The sequence below is a fragment of the Streptomyces sp. NPDC101234 genome (genome assembly GCF_044767525.1).
Classification (GTDB): domain Bacteria; phylum Actinomycetota; class Actinomycetes; order Streptomycetales; family Streptomycetaceae; genus Streptomyces; species Streptomyces sasae.
Map to the genome: position 1 here is coordinate 236,650 of NZ_JBIWOA010000004.1, position 19,768 is coordinate 256,417.

Annotated in this window: 16 protein-coding genes; 6 read left to right on the forward strand and 10 right to left on the reverse strand. The window is 70.9% G+C overall.

What is annotated here, in order from left to right:
• Nucleotides 1-6: 6 nt before the first annotated feature.
• The gene (locus ACIRR9_RS09620; RefSeq protein WP_403749710.1) at nt 7-1,119 is read right to left on the reverse strand and encodes a mechanosensitive ion channel family protein; all 1,113 of its coding nucleotides are present in this window, start codon (nt 1,117-1,119) and stop codon (nt 7-9) included.
• 140 nt (nt 1,120-1,259) lie between these two features.
• On the opposite strand from ACIRR9_RS09620, the gene ACIRR9_RS09625 reads away from it, so the two are divergent.
• Entirely contained in the window at nt 1,260-1,829 is a 570-nt protein-coding gene (locus ACIRR9_RS09625) for a dienelactone hydrolase family protein (protein ID WP_123977906.1), read from the forward strand.
• 30 nt (nt 1,830-1,859) lie between these two features.
• On the opposite strand, the gene ACIRR9_RS09630 is transcribed toward ACIRR9_RS09625, so the two are convergent.
• The 4 genes from ACIRR9_RS09630 to ACIRR9_RS09645 form a co-directional block, all read right to left on the reverse strand.
• Nucleotides 1,860-3,530: an alkaline phosphatase D family protein gene (locus ACIRR9_RS09630; protein WP_403749344.1), complete on the reverse strand. Its 1,671-nt coding sequence runs from the start codon at nt 3,528-3,530 to the stop codon at nt 1,860-1,862.
• A 94-nt stretch (nt 3,531-3,624) separates the two neighbouring features.
• Entirely contained in the window at nt 3,625-4,443 is an 819-nt protein-coding gene (locus ACIRR9_RS09635; RefSeq protein ID WP_365335993.1) for a thioredoxin domain-containing protein, read from the reverse strand.
• 97 nt (nt 4,444-4,540) lie between these two features.
• Nucleotides 4,541-5,233, reverse strand: a complete 693-nt coding sequence (locus ACIRR9_RS09640; RefSeq protein ID WP_403749346.1) for a hypothetical protein — start codon at nt 5,231-5,233, stop codon at nt 4,541-4,543.
• A gap of 67 nt (nt 5,234-5,300) precedes the next feature.
• Nucleotides 5,301-6,626: a DUF2252 domain-containing protein gene (locus ACIRR9_RS09645; RefSeq protein WP_403749349.1), complete on the reverse strand. Its 1,326-nt coding sequence runs from the start codon at nt 6,624-6,626 to the stop codon at nt 5,301-5,303.
• Nucleotides 6,627-6,917: 291 nt separating this feature from the next.
• On the opposite strand from ACIRR9_RS09645, the gene dnaE reads away from it, so the two are divergent.
• Nucleotides 6,918-10,457, forward strand: a complete 3,540-nt coding sequence (gene dnaE / locus ACIRR9_RS09650; RefSeq protein WP_365335990.1) for a DNA polymerase III subunit alpha — start codon at nt 6,918-6,920, stop codon at nt 10,455-10,457.
• 121 nt (nt 10,458-10,578) lie between these two features.
• Here the strand turns inward: dnaE and ACIRR9_RS09655 are convergent, their stop codons facing one another.
• Nucleotides 10,579-10,758, reverse strand: a complete 180-nt coding sequence (locus tag ACIRR9_RS09655) for a hypothetical protein (RefSeq protein WP_123977912.1) — start codon at nt 10,756-10,758, stop codon at nt 10,579-10,581.
• 220 nt (nt 10,759-10,978) lie between these two features.
• On the opposite strand from ACIRR9_RS09655, the gene ACIRR9_RS09660 reads away from it, so the two are divergent.
• From ACIRR9_RS09660 to ACIRR9_RS09675, 4 genes are all read left to right on the forward strand, one after another.
• Nucleotides 10,979-12,199 carry an NYN domain-containing protein gene (locus tag ACIRR9_RS09660; protein ID WP_403749352.1) on the forward strand — a complete coding sequence of 407 codons (1,221 nt, stop codon included), beginning with the start codon at nt 10,979-10,981 and terminating at the stop codon, nt 12,197-12,199.
• Between the two features lie 200 nt (nt 12,200-12,399).
• A complete protein-coding gene (locus ACIRR9_RS09665; protein ID WP_403749354.1) occupies nt 12,400-13,374 on the forward strand; it encodes an ABC transporter ATP-binding protein in 975 nt (324 codons plus the stop codon).
• Between the two features lie 100 nt (nt 13,375-13,474).
• Nucleotides 13,475-14,299, forward strand: coding sequence for an ABC transporter permease (locus ACIRR9_RS09670; protein WP_365335987.1), 825 nt, complete (start codon nt 13,475-13,477; stop codon nt 14,297-14,299).
• Between the two features lie 34 nt (nt 14,300-14,333).
• Nucleotides 14,334-15,005, forward strand: coding sequence for an AAA family ATPase (locus ACIRR9_RS09675; RefSeq protein WP_403749356.1), 672 nt, complete (start codon nt 14,334-14,336; stop codon nt 15,003-15,005).
• A gap of 540 nt (nt 15,006-15,545) precedes the next feature.
• Here the strand turns inward: ACIRR9_RS09675 and ybaK are convergent.
• From ybaK to ACIRR9_RS09695, 4 genes are all read right to left on the reverse strand, one after another.
• Nucleotides 15,546-16,055 carry a Cys-tRNA(Pro) deacylase gene (gene ybaK, locus ACIRR9_RS09680; RefSeq protein ID WP_403749358.1) on the reverse strand — a complete coding sequence of 170 codons (510 nt, stop codon included), beginning with the start codon at nt 16,053-16,055 and terminating at the stop codon, nt 15,546-15,548.
• 16 nt (nt 16,056-16,071) lie between these two features.
• Nucleotides 16,072-16,812 carry an LON peptidase substrate-binding domain-containing protein gene (locus ACIRR9_RS09685; RefSeq protein ID WP_365335984.1) on the reverse strand — a complete coding sequence of 247 codons (741 nt, stop codon included), beginning with the start codon at nt 16,810-16,812 and terminating at the stop codon, nt 16,072-16,074.
• An 11-nt stretch (nt 16,813-16,823) separates the two neighbouring features.
• Nucleotides 16,824-17,888, reverse strand: a complete 1,065-nt coding sequence (locus ACIRR9_RS09690) for a hypothetical protein (RefSeq protein ID WP_403749360.1) — start codon at nt 17,886-17,888, stop codon at nt 16,824-16,826.
• Between the two features lie 156 nt (nt 17,889-18,044).
• The gene (locus ACIRR9_RS09695; RefSeq protein ID WP_403749361.1) at nt 18,045-19,622 is read right to left on the reverse strand and encodes an oxidoreductase; all 1,578 of its coding nucleotides are present in this window, start codon (nt 19,620-19,622) and stop codon (nt 18,045-18,047) included.
• Between the last annotated feature and the right edge of the window lie 146 nt (nt 19,623-19,768).

The window sequence follows — 19,768 nt, forward strand, 5'->3', positions numbered from 1 at the left end:
GAGTCGTCAGACCCGGCCGGGGCGGGGCGGCTCGTGCAGACGTCGGGTGGCCGTCCCGTCGGCGGGGGCGGGGACGATGACGTCCGGCGGGAGGATCGCGTCGGCCGTGTTGACCCGGGGCAGGGCGTAGGGATGCTCCGAGGACAGCCAGGTGATCATCTGCTCGCGGACGGTCACCCGGACCTTCCAGACGTCGTCCGAGTCCTTCGCGGTCATCAGCGCCCGCACCTGGATGGTGTTCGGCGTGGCGTCGGTGACCACCAGGCCGTAGTCCCGCCCGTCCCAGGCGGCGCACTCCCGCAGGATGTCCCGGAGCTTCTCGCGCATCGGCTCGATCGGCGCCGAGTGGTCGAGATGCCAGAAGACGATCCCGGTCATCTGCGGGGTGCCCCGCGACCAGTTCTCGAAAGGTTTGGAGGTGAAGTACGACACCGGCATGGTGATCCGGCGCTCGTCCCAGGTCCGTACCGTCAGAAAGGTCAGGGTGATCTCCTCGACCGTGCCCCACTCACCGTCGACCACGACCGTGTCGCCGAGGCGCACCATGTCGCCGAAGGCGATCTGCAGCCCCGCGAACATGTTGCTGAGCGTGGACTGGGCGGCCACACCGGCGACGATGCCGAGGACACCGGCGGAGGCCAGCAGCGAGGCGCCGGCCGCGCGCATCGCCGGGAAGGTCAGCAGCATCGCCGCCGCGGCGACCACTCCGACGATCGCCGTGACCACCCGCATGATCAGCGACACCTGGGTGCGCACCCGGCGGACCCGGGCCGCGTCGGTGTGACCGCGGGCGTAGCGGGCGTACGACGACTCGACGATCGCCGCCGCTATCCGCACCACCAGCCAGGCCGCCGACCCGATCAGCACCAGGGTCAGCAGCCGGCCCACGGCGACCCGGTGCTCCAGGATCAGCTCCGCCTGGTCGTAGGAGCCTCTGAGCAGGGCCGCGCACAGCACCAGCTGGTAGGGGATGCGGCCGCGGCGCAGCAGGCCCCACAGGGGTGTCTCGCTGTGCCGTGCGTCGGCCTTGCGCAGCAGTAGATCGGTCGCCCAGCCGATCAGCAGGGTGAGGACGACGGCGCCGCCGAGCACGATCAGCGGGCGGAGTACGTTCTCCATCTCCATGGGTTCGAACGTAACCAGATCTGCGGGGCCCTGAACATGCCGCTCGGTGAGAAGAGCGTCACGGACGTCGGCGGAGGCGGCCGGCAGGACCGGTGTGCGACCGGGGTGCCGGAGCAGGCTGGCACCATGGGCGTATGAACATCATGCTCTTTCACTCGACCTATGGCCTCAGGCCCGCGGTGCGCGAGGCCGCGGACCGGCTGCGTGCCGCGGGGCACGAGGTGTGGACGCCGGACCTCTTCGAAGGGCGCACCTTCGACACGGTCGAGGAGGGCATGGAGTTCAACGAGTCGATCGGCAAGGACGAGCTGCTGAAGCGGGCCGTGCTGGCGGCGGCGCCGTACTCGGACCGCGGGCTGGTCTACGCGGGGTTCTCGCTGGGCGCCTCGATCGCTCAGACGCTGGCCCTGGGCGACGAGCGGGCGCGGGGACTGCTGCTTCTGCACGGTACGTCGGACATCGCGCCGAACGCCGCGGTGGACGACCTTCCGGTGCAGCTGCACGTGGCCGAGCCGGACGCCTTCGAGACGGACGACTGGCTGAGCGCCTGGTATCTGCAGATGGGCCGGGCCGGCGCCGATGTGGAGATCTACCGGTACACGGGCGCCGGCCACCTCTACACCGACCCCGGGCTGCCGGACTACGACGAGGAGGCGGCCGAGGCCACCTGGCGGGTGGCGCTCGGCTTCCTCGAATCGCTGTAGGCGAGGGCTACGACACGGGGTGGGTGACGGCTACACCGGGTCGTAGGTGCGCTCCACCTTCTGGGTGCCGCTGCGGGTGCGGTACGAGCGCTCCCAGGACGAGGTGGCGTCGGCCTTCGTCTTGTCGGAGAGGACGTAGTAGTCCATCTGCGCGCGGTCGGCGGTGATGTCCAGGACGCCGTAGCCGTGCCGGTCGGTGTCGACCCAGTGGACGTGCCGGTTGGCGAGCTGGATGAGCGGCGCGGCGACGGTGGAGACGACACCGGGGGAGACCTTGAGGATGTCGTCCAGGTTGTCGGAGGTCACCGAGGTGATCACGAACTCGGTGGCGGCGGAGGCGGAGAGCGGGTAGGTCCCGGCGTCCACCGGCACGTCGTTGGCCCAGGACATGTGGATGTCGCCGGTCAGGAACACCGTGTTGGTGATGGCGTTCGAGCGCAGGTGGGCCAGCAGCTCGCGGCGGTCGGCGGTGTAGCCGTCCCAGTCGTCGGTGTCGACGGCGAGGCCCCCCTGGGGCAGCCCGAGCAGCTTGGCGAGCGGCGCCAGCAGGTCGGCGGAGAGCGAGCCGATGGCGAACGGCGCGATCATCACCGAGTTGCCGACCAGCCGCCAGGTGGTGTCGGAGGCCTTCAGCCCGGCCTTCAGCCAGTCGAGCTGGGCCCGGCCGGTGATCGTGCGGTTCGGGTCGTCGACCGAGCCGTTGCCCACGGACACCTGCTGCGAGCGGAAGGAGCGCAGGTCGAGCAGGGAGAGGTCGGCGAGCTTGCCGAAGCGCAGCCGGCGGTAGGTGGTGCCGGCGATGGCGGGGCGGACCGGCATCCACTCGAAGTAGGCCTGCTTGGCGGCCGCCTGACGGGCCGTCCAGGTGCCCTCGGCGCCCTCGGTGTGGTTCTCGGCGCCGCCGGACCAGGAGTCGTTGGCGAACTCGTGGTCGTCCCAGATCGCGATGACCGGCGCCTTGGCGTGCAGGGCCTGCAGATCGGTGTCGGTCTTGTACTTGCCGTGCCGTATGCGGTAGTCGGCGAGGGTGATGATCTCGTGGGTGGGCGCGTGCTCCCGTACGACGGTGCCGCGGGTGCCGTACTCGCCGGTGCCGTACTCGTAGATGTAGTCGCCCAGGTGCAGCCAGGCGTCGAGATCGTTACGGGCGGCCAGGTGGCGGTAGGACGCGAAGTAGCCGGCCTCCCAGTTGGCGCAGGTGACGACACCGAAGCGGAGGCCGGAGACGGTGGCGTCGGCCGCCGGGGCGGTGCGGGTGCGCGCCACCGGGGAGTCGGTACCGCCGGCCGAGAAGCGGAACCAGTAGTCGGTGGCCGGGGCCAGACCGCGGATGTCCGCCTTGACCGTGTGGTCGGAGGCGGCGGACGCGGTGGTGGAGCCCCGCGAGACGACGTTCTGCAGCGCCTTGTCGGTGGCGACGACCCAGCTGACCTCGGTGTCCGGGCCGACCCCGGAGCCGGGCACGGCGTCGGCGGTCGGCGTCACCCGGGTCCACAGCAGGACGCCGTCGGGCAGCGGGTCGCCGGAGGCCGTGCCGTGCAGGAAGGCGGGGGCGTCCGAGGCGGCCCGGGCCGGCAGCGCGGCGGCGAGCGGGGCGGTCAGGACGGCGGCCGCCGCCGCGGCCTTGACGACCGTACGGCGGCGGGGGGAGAGGGAGTTGGCGCCCTCGGAGGTCTGTACGGAACTGTTTCGACTGGTCACGTCCGATGACGTTACTGACCAGTACGACCAAGAGCAGGCGAACCTGTAAAAGTTCGCCTGCTCTTCACCCGGAGCGGGAAACTCCGCTCGGCTGCTAGGCCTTGAGGGCCGCGTCCACCACGCGGTTGAAGTCCGCGACCGTCATCGGGGGGTTCCCGTTGGAGTCGGCCGTGAGCATCTTCCCGTTCATGACGAAGCTCGGGGTGCCGGTCACGCCGTCCTTGTTGGTGTTGAAGAGGTTCGACATGGCCATGGCCCAGGCGTCGTAGGTGCCCTTCTTGACGGCGTCGTCGAACTTCGCGTTGTTCTTCAGCGCGGGGACCGTGTTCGCGACCTTGATGAGGTACGAGTCGTCCTTGAACGTGTCGGTGGTCTCGTCCGGGTGCCACTTGGTCGAGTAGAGCGCTGTCTTGTATTCGAGGAACGCCTCGGGGCTGATGTTCAGCGCGGCGCCCAGGGCGCTCAGCGCGTTCTTGGAGCCCTGGCCGTTGTCCTTGTTGTCGATGAACGTGCCACCGATGTACTCGATCTTGTACTTGCCGTCGTCGATGTCCTTCTTCACGGTCGAGCCGACGGTCTGCTCGAACTGGGCGCAGACCGGGCAGCGCGGGTCCTCGTAGACCTTGAGGGTCTTCTTGGCGCTGTCCTTGCCGATGACGACCGTGGTGCCCTTGGTGCCGGTGGTGTTGGCCGGGGCGACGACCGTGGCGTCCTTCAGGCCCTCCCAGTAGCTCGGCTTGTTGGCCTGGACGACGGCGTAGCCTATGCCGCCCGCCGCGGCCAGCACGCCCACGACCGAGCAGGCCACGATGACCTGCCGCCTGGCCTTGGCACGCTTGGCCTGCTTCTCGCGCTCGGCGCGCAGCCGCTCCCGGGCCGCGCCCTTGGCGGCCGCGCTGTTCCGCTTGCTCATGTTGGTGATCTCCATAGAGGACGCGCACATGTCGTACGCGGGATACGTGTGGGGGACTCGTCGTGCTCGGACGAGGGGCGTGCTCGGGAGGGGGCGCTCAGACGAAGGACGGTGCGAGCGCCGGGGAGCACGGCGGTCCACGCCGTCCCAGGGAATGCGCGAGGAGCAGATCACGGGCGGCGGTCGTACGCGGCGCCGGGCGCGGCAGCCGTCGTACCGGAGCCGGCCGGACCGCGGCCGCGGCGACCGCGAGGAGCAGCGGGCGGAAGGTGGTGGCGGCGACGGCGCGCAGCAGCTGGGTCAGGGCGCGCTCGCCGCGGCGCAGCCAGGCGGCGGCGAGCAGGCCGACACCGATGTGTGCGGCGAGCAGCAGCCAGGCCGCGGCCGGGTCGGCGTGCGAGAGCACCGCGGAGGCACGGGAGCCGTCGGCCATCCGGGCCAGCGGGGTGCCTACGGCGCCGCCATGGCAGAGGACGTCGAAGCCGACCGCGCGCAGCGGGCCGGCGATGGGGCCGCCCGCCCGGCCGTAGCAGGCGTGCTGGCCGGTGGTGAAGACCGTGTCGGCGGCCAGTTCCAGCGGGACCAGCAGGGCCGCGATCCGGCCGAAGCCGCGCTCGCGGCCCGCCAGCGCGTACGCCGTGACGAACACGCCTGCGGCGACCGCGGCCACCGTCGTGAACGGCAGCGGGGCCCGGGACAGCAGCACGTGCGACGCGGTGCTGAGCGTCACGACAAAGGCCGTGAACAGCGCCGCGCGCACGGTTCTGAGCTGGGTCCCGGATATGTCCATGGTGGTGGAGAGTCTGTCACGTCCTCATGTAGGGGACCCCTAAAAGGACCCTGTGAATCCGCGAAGGTTACAGCCCTGGAATGCGGCCGTTGCGGAACAGGTCGACGAAGATCTGGTGGTCGGCACGCGCGCGTGCGCCGTAGCTGTGCGCGAAGTCGGTCAGCAGGGGAGCGAAGCCGTCCTCGTCGGCCGCGATCGCCGCGTCGATGGCCCGCTCGGTGGAGAACGGCACCAGGGACTCGCCGGACTGGTCGTCGGCCGCCGAGTGCATCGACGCCGTGGCCCGGCCGAGGTCCGCGACGACCGCCGCGATCTCCTCCGGGTCGTCGAGGTCGCTCCAGTCCAGGTCCACCGCGTACGGCGACACCTCGGCGACCAGCTGCCCGGCGCCGTCCAGCTCGGTCCAGCCCAGCCACGGGTCCGCATGGGCCTGCAGGGCGCGCTGCGAGATCACCGTGCGGTGACCCTCGTGCTGGAAGTAGTCCCGGATCGCCGGGTCCGTGATGTGCCGGGAGACGGCCGGGGTCTGGGCCTGCTTGATGTAGATCACGACGTCGTTCTCCAGGGCGTCCGTGGAGCCCTCCAGGAGGATGTTGTACGAGGGCAGGCCGGCCGAGCCTATGCCGATGCCACGGCGGCCGACGACGTCCTTCACGCGGTAGGAGTCCGGGTGGGACAGGGACGACTCGGGCAGCGTCTCCAGGTAGCCGTCGAAGGCCGCCAGGACCTTGTAGCGGGTCGCCGCGTCCAGCTCGATGGAGCCGCCGCCGGAGGCGAAGCGGCGCTCGAAGTCACGGATCTCGGTCATCGAGTCCAGCAGCTCGAAACGGGTCAGCGAGCGGGCCGCGCGCAGCGCGCCGAGCAGCGGGCCCTCGGCGGTGTCCAGGGTGAACGGCGGCACCTCGTCGCTCTTGGCCCCGGTCGCCAGCGCGTGGATCCGCTCCCGGTACGCGCCCGCGTACACCTCCACCAGCTCGGTGATCTGCTCGTCGCTGAGCGCCTTCGCGTACCCGACCAGGGCGATGGAGGCGGAGAAGCGCTTCAGGTCCCAGGTGAAGGGGCCCACGTAGGCCTCGTCGAAGTCGTTGACGTTGAAGACCAGGCGGCCGTTGGAGTCCATGTAGGTGCCGAAGTTCTCCGCGTGCAGGTCGCCGTGGATCCACACGCGCGAGGTGCGCTCGTCCAGGTACGGGCCGCCGCGCTTTTCGGCGTCTGTGTCGTGGCAGAACAGCGCCGCCGTGCCCCGGTAGAAGGCGAAGGCCGAGGCCGCCATCTTCCGGAACTTCACGCGGAACGCGGCCGGGTCGGCGGCCAGGAGCTCGCCGAAGGCGGTGTCGAAGACGGCGAGGATCTCCTCGCCGCGCTGCTCGTCGTTGAGCTGGGGGACCGACATCGCTGGGTGCCTCCTGGTACGGGTGGTGCCTGACATGTGGGGCGGATCTCTTACCGCTCTTTTACTGGATCTTGCGGGATCCCTCACCGCGATCTCTCGCCCGGACCAACGTGCGAAGGCCCGCGGGAGTGCCCGGTGGGTGCCCGCTCTCCCGGCACGAAGGTACGCGGGGGAGCCCGCCGGTTGTCAGCGCCAGGGCATAGGATTCGACGCTGTCCCCCAGACTGTCCGCAGTCGGTCCGCAGCCGGTCGGAAGATCGTCGACGCCTGTTTCCTTTGGAGGCCGAAACCGTGTCAAAGCCGCCCTTCACGCACCTGCACGTCCACACCCAGTACTCGCTGCTGGACGGTGCCGCGCGGCTCAAGGACATGTTCAACGCCTGCAATGAGATGGGCATGACGCACATCGCCATGTCCGACCACGGCAACCTCCACGGGGCGTATGACTTCTTCCACACTGCGAAGAAGGCCGGAGTCACCCCGATCATCGGGATCGAGGCGTATGTCGCCCCCGAGTCCCGGCGCAACAAGCGCAAGATCCAGTGGGGCCAGCCGCACCAGAAGCGGGACGACGTCTCCGGTTCCGGCGGTTACACCCACAAGACGATGTGGGCCGTGAACAGCACGGGCCTGCACAACCTCTTCCGGCTCTCCTCGGACGCGTACGCCGAGGGCTGGCTCCAGAAGTGGCCCCGGATGGACAAGGAGACGATCTCCCAGTGGTCCGAGGGGATCGTGGCCTCCACCGGCTGCCCCTCCGGCGAGCTCCAGACCCGGCTGCGCCTCGGGCAGTACGACGAGGCACTGAAGGCCGCCGCCGACTACCAGGACATCTTCGGCAAGGACCGCTACTTCCTGGAGCTGATGGACCACGGCATCGAGATCGAGCACCGGGTCCGCGACGGCCTGCTGGAGATCGGCAAGAAGCTCGGCATCCCGCCGCTGGTGACGAACGACTCGCACTACACGTACGCGCACGAGGCGACCGCCCACGACGCCCTGCTGTGCATCCAGACCGGCAAGAACCTCTCCGACCCGGACCGCTTCAAGTTCGACGGCACCGGCTACTACCTGAAGTCCACGGACGAGATGTACGCCGTCGACTCCTCGGACGCCTGGCAGGAGGGCTGCGCCAACACCCTCCTGGTCGCCGAGATGGTCGACACCACCGGCATGTTCGAGGCCAAGAACCTCATGCCGAAGTTCGACATCCCCGACGGCTACACCGAGGTCACCTGGTTCAAGGAGGAGGTCCGCCGGGGCATGGAGCGCCGCTTCCCCGGCGGCATCCCGGACGACCGCCAGAAGCAGGTCGAGTACGAGCTGGACGTCATCATCCAGATGGGGTTCCCGGGCTACTTCCTCGTGGTCGCCGACTTCATCATGTGGGCCAAGAACAACGGCATCGCGGTCGGCCCCGGCCGAGGCTCCGCGGCCGGCTCGATCGTCGCCTACGCCATGGGCATCACCGACCTCGACCCGATCCCGCACGGTCTGATCTTCGAGCGGTTCCTCAACCCCGAGCGCGTCTCCATGCCCGATGTCGACATCGACTTCGACGAGCGTCGGCGCGTCGAGGTGATCAGGTACGTGACCGAGAAGTACGGCGCTGACAAGGTCGCCATGATCGGCACGTACGGCAAGATCAAGGCCAAGAACGCGATCAAGGACTCCGCGCGCGTGCTCGGCTACCCGTACGCGATGGGCGACCGCCTCACCAAGGCCATGCCCGCCGACGTCCTCGGCAAGGGCATCGACCTCGACGGCATCACCAACCCCTCGCACCCTCGGTACAACGAGGCGGGCGAGATCCGCGGGATGTACGAGAACGAGCCGGACGTCAAGAAGGTCATCGACACCGCGAAGGGCGTCGAGGGCCTGGTCCGGCAGATGGGTGTGCACGCCGCCGGCGTGATCATGTCCAGCGAGCCCATCGTCGACCACGCCCCGATCTGGGTGCGGCACACGGACGGTGTGACCATCACGCAGTGGGACTACCCGCAGTGCGAGTCGCTCGGCCTGCTGAAGATGGACTTCCTCGGCCTGCGCAACCTGACGATCATGGACGACGCCGTCAAGATGGTGAAGTCCAACAAGGGCATCGACCTCGACCTGCTGGCCCTGCCGCTCGACGATCCGAAGACCTTCGAACTCCTCCAGCGCGGCGACACCCTGGGCGTCTTCCAGTTCGACGGCGGACCCATGCGCTCGCTGCTGCGTCTGATGAAGCCCGACAACTTCGAAGACATCTCCGCCGTCTCCGCGCTCTACCGTCCGGGCCCGATGGGCATGGACTCGCACACCAACTACGCGCTGCGCAAGAACAAGCTCCAGGAGATCACCCCGATCCACAAGGAGCTGGAGGAGCCCCTGGAAGAGGTCCTGGCCGTCACCTACGGCCTGATCGTCTACCAGGAGCAGGTCCAGAAGGCCGCCCAGATCATCGCCGGGTACTCGCTCGGCGAGGCCGACATCCTGCGCCGAGTGATGGGCAAGAAGAAGCCCGACGAACTGGCCAAGAACTTCACCATCTTCCAGGCCGGCGCCCAGAAGAACGGCTACAGCGACGAGGCGATCCAGGCCCTGTGGGACGTACTGGTCCCGTTCGCCGGCTACGCCTTCAACAAGGCGCACTCCGCCGCGTACGGCCTGGTCTCCTACTGGACCGCCTACCTGAAGGCGAACCACCCCGCCGAGTACATGGCCGGACTGCTCACCTCGGTCAAGGACGACAAGGACAAGTCGGCCGTCTACCTCAACGAGTGCCGCCGCATGGGCATCAAGGTGCTCCCGCCGAACGTCAACGAGTCGGTGCACAACTTCGCGGCGCAGGGCGACGACGTGATCCTGTTCGGCCTGGAGGCCGTCCGCAACGTCGGTACCAACGTGGTCGAGTCGATCATCAGGAGCCGCAAGGCCAAGGGCAAGTACGCCTCCTTCCCCGACTACCTCGACAAGGTCGAGGCGGTCGCCTGCAACAAGCGCACCACGGAATCGCTGATCAAGGCCGGCGCCTTCGACACCATGGGGCACACTCGCAAGGGCCTCACCGCGCAGTACGAACCGATGATCGACAACGTGGTCGCGGTCAAGCGCAAGGAGGCCGAGGGGCAGTTCGACCTCTTCGGCGGGATGGGAGAGGAGGAGAACAGCGAGCCCGGCTTCGGACTGGACGTCGAGTTCACCACCGAGGAGTGGGACAAGACCTATCTGCTCGCCCAGGAGCGGGAGATGCTCGGTCTGTACGTCTCCGACCACCCGCTCTTCGGCCTGGAGCACGTGCTCTCCGACAAGGCCGACGCGGGTATCGCCCAGCTCACCGGCGGCGAGCACGCGGACGGCGCGGTGGTCACCATCGGCGGCATCATCTCGGGCCTGCAGCGCAAGATGACCAAGCAGGGCAACGCCTGGGCGATCGCCACCGTCGAGGACCTCGCCGGCTCCATCGAGTGCATGTTCTTCCCGGCGACCTACCAGCTCATCTCGACCCAACTCGTCGAGGACGCGGTCGTGTTCGTCAAGGGCCGCCTCGACAAGCGCGAGGACGTGCCCCGGCTCGTCGCCATGGAGCTGGCGGTACCTGACCTCTCGAACGCCGGCACCAACGCGCCCGTGATCCTCACCATCCCCGCCACCCGGGTCACCCCGCCGATGGTCAGCCGCCTCGGCGAGATCCTCAGTCACCACAAGGGCGACAGCGAGGTCCGGATCAAGCTCCAGGGCCCGACCAAGACCACCGTGCTGCGCCTGGACCGGCACCGGGTGAAGCCCGACCCGGCCCTGTTCGGTGACCTGAAGGTGCTGCTCGGTCCGTCCTGCCTGGCCGGCTGAGCCCGGCCCCGGCCGGCCGGTCCGACCGGACCGCACGCGCGCGGAAGGGGCGCACCCGCATCGGGTGCGCCCCTTCTGTGTACCCGGGCTTCAACAGCCCAGCCGGACCTGGTCAGTCCGCTCAGTTGTGGCCGAAGCGCTTCTGCTGCTTACGGGCAACATCCGCGGGGCTGCCCTGGATGTGCGTCACCGGCGAGTCGTGGGACTCCGTCGACGTACGCTGCGCGTGCTCGTGGGCCTGCTCGGCCTGGGACGCGCGCTTCTCGGAGCCACCCTGCTTACGGTTCTTGTTCTTGGCCATGGTGATCTGCCTCCTGTGGGGGATCTAGGGGCCGAATTCAGATTCACATAGGCTGACAACAGACGCATTTCGGATAATTACCGTGTGTGACAGGGTTTGTCGGAGAGCAAGGCCCCGAAACGCCACGCCGAAGATCGAGTTCGGGCCGTTAACCCCCGCGTGGTCGGGCAGACTCGAAGGAAGCCCCGAAAGCAAACCTCCCGGAAAGAGGGTGAGTCGCGTGGACCGCTGCATCGTCCTGGTGGACGCCGGGTATCTGCTGGGTGCCGCCGCCAGTCTCCTCGCCGGTGAGCCCTCCCGATCGCGGATCACCGTCGACCACGCCGCGCTGATCCAGGCGCTGCGCGACCGCGCGGAGTCCGACACCGAGCGTCCACTGTTGCGCATCTACTGGTTCGACGGCGCCCCCGACCGTGTTCCCCAGCCGGAGCACCGCCGCCTGCGTGTGATGCCCCGGGTGACCGTCCGGCTCGGCGCCCTGACCCGCAGCGACGGACGCTGGGCGCAGAAGGGGGTGGACGCGGCCATGCATGCCGAGCTGACCGAGCTGGCCCGCAACCGCGCCTGCTCCGACATCGTGCTGGTGACCGGTGACGGAGATCTGCTGCCGGGCATGATGGCCGCGAAGGAGCACGGGGTCGCCGTACACCTGTGGGCCGTGCAGGCGGCCGACGGGGACTACAACCAGTCCGAGGACCTCGTCGCGGAGGCCGATGAGCGGCGGGTCCTGGACCGGGCGTGGATCACCCAGGCGGTCCGGGCGAAGGAGCTGACGGCCGTCTGCGCGCCGCCGCCCGCGCCGCGGCCGGAGATCGCCGCGATCCTGTCGGCGCCGCTGCCCGAGTCCGCGCTGTCCGCTGCCGCGGAGGCCGGGGTCGCGGAAGGGGAGCGGGCGCCGGCGGGCGTGGCCGAGAACGGCGCGCCGGAGCGGGTGCCGGCGCCCAAGGGGGTGCCCACGCCGAAGGACCTCGCGTCGTTGCGGGCGCCCGGGGCGCAGCCGGTCCAGCATGCGCCGACCACGGCGACGCTGCGGTGGTCCTCCGACAAGGGGTGGGTGGACCGGCCGGGTGCCGTGGCGGAGTCTGCGGAGGCGCTCTCCATGCCGACGCTGGCGCAGCTGACGACCGCGGAGCAGCGGTGGGCCGACCGGGAGGAGGACATCACGGCGGTCGGCGGGGATCCGTACGAGGTCGGACAGGTGTTCGCCCGGAGGTGGATCTCCCGGCTCGGGGACCAGGGGCATCTGCACCGGCTGTCCGGGATGTACCCGCGGATTCCGCATCGGATCGACGGGGAGCTGCTGCGGTACGCGGCCCGGTTCGGGCTGCTGGCGCACAAGGACGACCAGATCGACGAGCATGACCGCTACGCCATTCGGGCGGGGTTCTGGAGAGAGTTCGATGTTCCGGCCGGGGCCGGGGAGCATGCGTCGGCGGAGTGACCGAGGGGTGCTGCGGGTGGTGACTTCGGCTGCGGGTGGTGGGGGCTGGTCGCGCAGTTCCCCGCGCCCCTGACGGGGCGTTGTCCCTCGCGGCGTCACAGGCTGAGGTGCCCCAAAGGCGAGTAAACGGGTTCGACCCCGTACTCTCGTGCCTTGTGAGTACGGGCGTGGGTCGGGCACTTCGGCAGCAGAGTGATGTCGTGTGTGCCGTGCGTGGGCTGACCAAGACCTACCCCGCGGTCAAAGGCCGGCGGGGAGCTCCCGGGGTGCCGGAGGTGCGGGCCACCGACGGGGTGGAGCTGGACGTCCGGCGCGGTGAGATCTTCGGGCTGCTGGGGCCGAACGGGGCCGGGAAGTCCACCCTCGTACGACAGCTCACCGGGCTGCAGCGACCCGATTCCGGCACCGTCGAGATCCTCGGGCACGACATCGTCCGGCATCCGGAGCGGGCCGCGCGCCTGCTCGCCTATCTCGGACAGGAGTCCAGTGCCCTCGACGAGCTGACCGTGTCCCTCGCCGCCGAGACCACCGGGCGGCTGCGCGGGCTGGACGTACGGCAGGCCCGCGCCGAGCGGGACGCCGTGATCGAGGAGCTGGGGCTCGGGCCCATCGCCGGGCGGGCGCTGAAGAAGCTCTCCGGGGGACAGCGGCGGCTCGCCTGCTTCGCCGCCGCGCTGGTCGGGGAGCGGCCGCTGCTCGTCCTCGACGAGCCGACGACCGGGATGGACCCCGTGGCCCGGCGGGCGGTGTGGGCCGCCGTCGACCGGCGGCGCGCCGAGCAGGGTGCGACCGTCGTCCTGGTCACCCACAACGTGATCGAGGCGGAGACGGTCCTGGACCGGGTCGCCGTGCTGGACCAGGGACGTGTCATCGCGTGTGACACCCCGGCCGGGCTCAAGGAGCAGGTCGCCGGTGAGGTGCGGGTCGAACTGGTGTGGCGGGAGCGGGCGCCGCTGGACGTGCCCGAGGTGGCCGTCCTGCGTGAGCGGGCCGTCGAGACCGGCCGGCGCTGGACGCTGCGGCTCGCCCCCGAGGAGGCCCGGGCCGCCGTCGCCACGGTGACCGGCGGGGCCGCCTTCGCCGCCCTCGACGACTTCACCCTCGCCACGCCCAGCCTGGAGGACGTCTACCTGGCGCTGGGCGGCGCCGCACGGCAAGGGCTGGTGAAGGCGTGAACGCGGGTGCGAACGTGAACGCGGGGGTGACCGGGCCCGTACCGGAAGGCGCGGCGGCCGTACGAGCCGCGGATGCCGTTGGGAAGAGGAGCAGCGCGACGTGAGTGTCGTACCCGCGGAGGTTCTGCCGGGCGGTGACCTGACCGCGGCGGAGACGGTGCCGCGCGCGGCGGCCGAGCTGGGCCCGCGTGCGCGGCTGTGGCCGTCGCTGGTGGCCGTCTACCGGGCGCAGCTGTCCCGTGCCCGGGTGGCGCGGATCCCGCTGCTGTTCGTCGCGACCTTCCAGTCCGTCGGCATCATGGTCATGATGCGCGGGGTGGTGGACACCCGGGCCGAGGCCCAGTCCGTGGTGGCGGGGTCGTCGGTGGTCGTGGTCGCGTACGTGGCGCTGAACCTGCTCGCGCAGTACTTCGGCCAGCTGCGGGCGAGCGGCGGCCTCGACCACTACGCCACGCTGCCGGTGCCACCGGCCTCCGTGGTGCTCGGGGCGGCCGCGGCGTACGCCTCCTTCACCGTGCCGGGGACGCTGGTGACGGCCGTGTTCGGATGCGTGCTGTTCGGGCTGCCGCTGGGGAACCTGTGGATCCTCGCCGCCGTGATCCCGCTGGCGGGGGCGGCCCTGTCCGGGCTCGGCGCCGCCTGCGGGCTGCTCGCGCCGCGGCCCGAACTCGCGACGCTGCTCGGACAGCTCGGCATGTCGGCGGCGCTGCTGCTCGGGGTGCTGCCGCCGGACCGGATGCCGGGGATCATCCAGTTCGCGCGCGATCTGCTGCCTTCGACATACGGCGTGGAGGCCTACGCCCGGACCTTCGGGGCGCAGCCCGACTGGGCCGTCGTCCTCGCTGACCTGGGTGTGTGCGCGGGGGTGGGCGTGGTCTCGCTGGCCGTCGCCGCCTGGGCGTACCGCCGGGCCGCCGTCCGGTGACGCGCCGCACAGGCCGACCTGGCACGATGTCAGGGTGACCGCACCGTTGACGCCGCCGCCTCCGCCGCACGACCAGTCCTCGCATCAGGCCTGGGAGGCGCCGCCGCCTGCCGAGACGGTCTGGAGCGAGTACGGACAGGACGGTCCCGGGATGAAGACCGAACTGCGGGAGGCCGCGGTGATCGTGGTCGCGGTGGCCGTGAGCGGTGTGCTGCTCGGGCTGCTGTGGATGTGGCTGGCGCCGCATGTGCCGCTGGTCGGGGACCAGTCCGGCAAGAGCTGGGTGGTCTACCTCAAGGACACCGAGGGGGAGCAGGCGGCGGGGGTGGACGGTACGTTCACGCTGCTGGCGCTGGCGTTCGGGGCCGTGAGCGCGGTGGCGGTGTTCCTGTGGCGGCGGCGCGGGGGTGTGCCGCTGGTGGTGGCGCTGGGGATCGGAGGGCTGCTCGCCTCGCTGCTCGCGTGGCGGGTGGGGGTCTGGCTGGGCCCGCAGCAGGACGTGATCGCGCATGCCAGGGCCGTGGGCAAGGGAGTGACGTTCTCGGCGCCGCTGAAGCTCGGGGCGCGGGGGGCGTTGCTGGCGTGGTCGCTGGCGGCGTTGTTGGTGCACCTGGGGTTGACGGCGCTGTTCGGCCCCCGCGACCCGGAGCCCCCGTACGAGGACGGCTCGTACGGCGAGGGCCCGTACGCGGCTCCGCAGGCGTAGTTTCCTCGCCCCCGCCGCCCCTACCCGTCCCATCCCCAGGGGGCTGCGCCCCCTCCGACCCCCGCCTGGTCGGCCCGGTCCTGGGGGCTGCCGCCCCCAGCCCCCCGCATCGGCCTGAACGGCCTCGTCCTCAAACGCCGGACGGGCTGGGGTGGTGCGGGTCGGTTGTCGTCCTCGAACGTTGGACGGGTTGGGGGTGGTGCGGGTTGGTCGTCGTCCTCGAACGTTGGACGGGTTGGGGGTGGTGCGGGTTGGTCGTCGTCCTCGAACGTTGGACGGGTTGGGGGTGGTGCGGGGCGGTTGTCGTCCTCAGGTGTCGGGTGGGCTGGAAGATGCAGGTGGACCGGCAGAGTCAGGGGCGCGGGGAACTGCGCGACCAGCCACATACGGCCCGCGGACGGCAGATCACCCGCACCCCCACCCCCTAGGCCGGGCGGCGTCCATGATTCGAGCGGCCCTTCTTCACGCGCCACTTTCGTTTCCGCGTTTTCTTCGACATGTCTTCCGTACTTAACCCAGGACGGGAGCCGCGTCGAGAGGTCACGCACGTCCGATGGGCGCCACGGTCGCGTTCGTCAGGGCGGCCAGGGCCGTCGGGGGCAGTTCGATCTCCAGGCCGCGGCGGCCCGCCGAGACGCAGATCGTGGTGTGGGCGGAGGCCGACGCGTCCAGGACCGTCGGGAGTTTCTTGCGCTGGCCCAGGGGGGAGATGCCGCCCCGGACGTAGCCCGTCGTGCGTTCCGCCAGGATCGGGTCCGCCATCGCCGCGCGCTTGCCGCCCACCGCGGTCGCCAGGGCCTTGAGGTCCAGCGTGCCCGCCACCGGGACGACGGCGACCGTGAGCGTGCCGTCGACGTCCGCGACCAGGGTCTTGAAGACCCGGTCCGGGGACACGCCCATCGCCTCCGCCGCCTCCTCGCCGTAGGACGGGTGGGAGGGGTCGTGGTCGTAGGAGTGGACGGTGAAGTCCACGCCCGCGGTGGTCAGGGCCACCGTCGCCGGGGTGCCGCCCGCGGACTGCTGCTGCTTCTTGTTCGGCTTCTTCGGCATGACAGGGAACTCCGGCTCAGTTCAGACTCGTCGGCGACCGCGTCAGCTCCGCCGCGGGCAGTGACGGCAGGTTACGGATGATCGCCGTCTCGGAGCGAAGGAGTTTCAGCTCGTCGCGGAGGCGGGAGGCGGTGTCGGGGGCCTGGAGCAGGCGCTGCTTGGTGGGGATGTCGTGCATCATCGCGGCCGCGACCAGGTAGGAGACGACCGCCGGCTCGTCGGGCAGGTCGGCCCCGGTGGTGAGGGATCGCTCCCGTGCGCCCGCCAGGCGCTTCTGGTACTGGCGGAAGGCCCGCAGGACCCCCTCGGCCAGTGCACCCGCCTCGTCGCCCGGTTCCTCCGGCAGCTCCTCCAGCTCCGCCGTCAGGAACGGGCCCGACGTGTCGACGGACAGCAGCCGCACCCGGCTCGTCCCCGTCGCCAGCACCTCGAACGTACCGTTCGCCCGCTCCCGGATCGTCGCCGCGTCCGCCACACAGCCCACCCGGTGGAAGGACTTGACGGGGTCGGCCCCGAACCCCGCCGCCGGGCCCTTGTCCGGCTGCGCGGTGGGGTCCGGCATGCCCGGTGCGCTCGGAGCCACCTCGTGGCCGTCACGGATCGCCACGACGGCGAACCGGCGCGGTTCTTCCTCGGGCGTCTTCAGGAGATCGCGCATCATGGCGCGATAGCGCTCCTCGAAGATGTTCAGCGGTAGCACCAGCCCCGGGAACAACACCGAGTTCAGGGGGAAGAGCGGGAGACGGACGGTGGTCACGGCGCCACAGCCTAGTGGTCATCCGCGAGGACATGTCCGCGGTGCCCGGCCAGTGGGCGCTCCGCACCCCTCGGAGAGGGGACCGGACCGCCGTCGGGGAGCGGTTCCGCACCGGCGAGCAGCTGGGCGCGCAGCCGTACGAAATGGCCCAGCGGGTCGTCGGACAGGCGGTCCCACGGGAAGGACGTGGCGTACGGGCCGATCAGGTGCAGCTGGGTGCGCGCGGCCTCCCAGCGCTCCAGCCGGACCAGGAGGTACATCAGCTTGTTGCGGACCTCGGCCGGCCAGGGATCGGCCGCCGGGAACCGGGCGGAGAGCTCGATCGCCCGGTCGGCCGCCGCGTCCAGACGGGCGCGCGGCACCTCGGGGCCGCAGCCGTCGGTGAGGTACGCGAAGGCCGCGCGGGCCGGCAGGGCCTGGACGAGCGAGTCCGGCGGGGCGTCCTGCGCGGCCAGGTCGGCGAAGTCGAAGCACTCGCGGTGCGAGCCGTGCCAGTGCGTGGCCAGATAGCGCAGGGCCGCCACATGGCAGCCGTAGTGGTGCGGGGCGCGGCGGATCGCCGCCTCCCACAGCTCCTCGAAGTACTTGTGCCCGGCGTTCGAGCCGCGCGCGTGGTCCAGGGCGAGCCGCCACGGCACCGGGTCCCGGTCGTCGCCGCGGGCGGCGGCCGTGATCCGCGCGCTCACCGGGCGCAGCAGCTCGGCCCGGGCCGGGGAGTCCCAGGCCCGGTCCACCGCGAGCTGGGCCTCGACCAGGAGGAGGTCCTGGTCGTGCGGGGCGGCGTCGGACCACTCGTCGAGCCACTCGGCGCGGGAGCGGGCGAAGAGGGCGAGCCCGTGCACATACCGGTCGCGTTCCTCCCACTCGGCCGCCCCGCGGGTGCCGGCCAGCAGTTTCGCGGCGGGCTCGTACTCGCCCCGGCCGGCCGCGACCAGCGCGGGGGCGAGCCGCTGGTCGGGCACGTCGAGGAGTACCTCGTCGTCGGCCGGGAGCGGTCCGGCGGCGAGACGCGGAGCGGTCGTTGTCCTCCGTGCGGAACGGAAGAGCGCGCGCAGCGAAGCCATGGTGTCGACCATTGAAAGTCCGCAGGTCGGGGCAGCGCCAGACGCAAAGGTCAACTCCGTGAAAGTTGTACGGGCGTCGGTCAAGGCCGGGTAAAAGGTGACTGTTGCTCATCTGTTCGACAGCTGTCGAAACGACTCCCGGGCCCGGCTCCCCGCGCCCTCGGCGGGCTACCCCCGCCGCAGCAGCCTCGTCGCCCCCGCCGCCACCGTCGTCGCGAGGATCCAGCCCAGCAGGATCATCACCGCAGCCGCCCACTGCCAGCCGCCGCTGAGCCGCCACTGGCCGACCTGGCCCAGGTCGATCACCGGCAGCAGCAGGTCGAGGACGAAGAGGGCGGGGTCCCAGACCGGATGGCCGCCGGGGTTCATCGGCGGGTGCGGGGCGTGCGCGAAGGCGAGCGTGCCCGCCGCCCACAGCACCGCCATCCACACCGCCGCCCGGCCCGGCCGGTAGCCGTAGGCCACCGTCAGGTCCTGCGCGTACCCCCAGAGCTTGGCGGCCAGCGGCAGCGTCTCGCGGCGCCGGCGCTGCTTGGCGAGCAGCACCTCACGGGCGTCCTCGTCCTCGCCGGCGGCCCGCAGCACGGCCGCCAGCCGCTCGTACGGCTCCGGGTTGTACTCGGCGGTCGCCGCCGCCACCCAGCCGAGCCGCCGGGTCAGCGGGAACGGACCCTGCGGCACCAGGTTCTCGTAGGCGAAACCGCCCATGTGCAGCCGCCCCGGGCCCGGCCAGCTGGTCGCCAGGTCGACCAGGTTGACGACTCGGGCGCCGGACAGCAGCACCCCGCCGCGCTGCGGTTCCTCACCGAGGAACCGCAGCTCCGGCGCCTGTACCCGGCGCAGCGACAGTTGCTGGCTGTCCGTGAAGGTGAACCGGGCCCGTTCCAGGTCGATGGCGTCCCCGAACCGCCCGTCGTCCAGCCGTACCCCGCCCTCGCACTCGAACCGCTGGATCCGCGTCCCGCGCGCCGGGGTCGTCCCGCTCTGCCAGGGGCCGCCCACCCCGGCCGGGGTGAGGTAGAGGGTGCGGCCGACGGTCAGCTGGGGCGCGTTCAGCGCGAACCGCCCGCCGGGGTTGCGCAGCCGCGCGCCGCGCAGGCTCAGCGAGACGCCCACCTTGGCGCTGCGCAGGCTCAGCTCCCCGTGCGACTCCAGGAGCTCCGCCTGGAGGTCCTGGCCGACGGTCATGCCGTCCGCCGCGATCGACCGGCCGCTGCGGTCCCGGTACACCACCGCCTGGTTCAGCAGCAGATCGGTGCCGATGTGCGCGTCGGTCAGCCGGACCCCGCCCAGGAACCGGCAGCGCGGCAGATGCAGATCGCCCTCGGTGCGCACCCGGGCCGCCTCCAGGCGCGGTGCCGCGCAGTCCACGAACCGCACGGTCGTGAAGTGCGCCTCCGGCAGCAGGATCTCGTCGTCGAAGCGGCAGCCGCGCAGCTCCACGTACGGGGTGACCGTGCCGCCCGCCAGGTCCAGCGTGCCGGTGATCCGCATGCCGACCAGCTTCAGCGAGGACACCCGGCCCGCGAGCGCCGGCGGCCCGTCCAGCAGCAGCCAGCAGACGATCCGCGCCCGCACGGTCCGCTCCGGCCCCCACGGATGGCCGCCGTGCGGATCGTCGACGCGTGCGTCGCCGCTGCTCAGGTCGTACACGCTGCCGTTGCGGAACGCCTGCCACATACCGGCCTCGGCGGCGGTCAGATCGTCCGGCAGTTCACCGTCCCGGACGTCGTCCCCCTCGGTCACGGCTGTTCCTTCTTCCTCGGCTACTCGTGGGTCATGTTTCGGTACAACCGGTGATGCCCGCTGTGTGAGGCCTCGAACACCGTAGGTGAACGCGATCTTCCGGGTTCCGGCCAGGCTATGTACCGGCTGTTGCCCCAGGTTCTGTA

Excerpts from the sequence above, each read along its gene's own strand:
- ACIRR9_RS09655 (WP_123977912.1), bottom strand. The coding sequence starts at position 10,758 with ATGGCCAAGAACAAGAACCGTAAGCAGGGTGGCTCCGAGAAGCGCGCG.
- ybaK (WP_403749358.1), bottom strand. The coding sequence starts at position 16,055 with ATGCCGAAGAAGCCGAACAAGAAGCAGCAGCAGTCCGCGGGCGGCACC.
- ACIRR9_RS09620 (WP_403749710.1), bottom strand. The coding sequence starts at position 1,119 with ATGGAGAACGTACTCCGCCCGCTGATCGTGCTCGGCGGCGCCGTCGTC.
- ACIRR9_RS09640 (WP_403749346.1), bottom strand. The coding sequence starts at position 5,233 with ATGGACATATCCGGGACCCAGCTCAGAACCGTGCGCGCGGCGCTGTTC.
- ACIRR9_RS09690 (WP_403749360.1), bottom strand. The coding sequence starts at position 17,888 with ATGGTCGACACCATGGCTTCGCTGCGCGCGCTCTTCCGTTCCGCACGG.
- ACIRR9_RS09635 (WP_365335993.1), bottom strand. The coding sequence starts at position 4,443 with ATGAGCAAGCGGAACAGCGCGGCCGCCAAGGGCGCGGCCCGGGAGCGG.
- ACIRR9_RS09645 (WP_403749349.1), bottom strand. The coding sequence starts at position 6,626 with ATGTCGGTCCCCCAGCTCAACGACGAGCAGCGCGGCGAGGAGATCCTC.
- ACIRR9_RS09625 (WP_123977906.1), top strand. The coding sequence starts at position 1,260 with ATGAACATCATGCTCTTTCACTCGACCTATGGCCTCAGGCCCGCGGTG.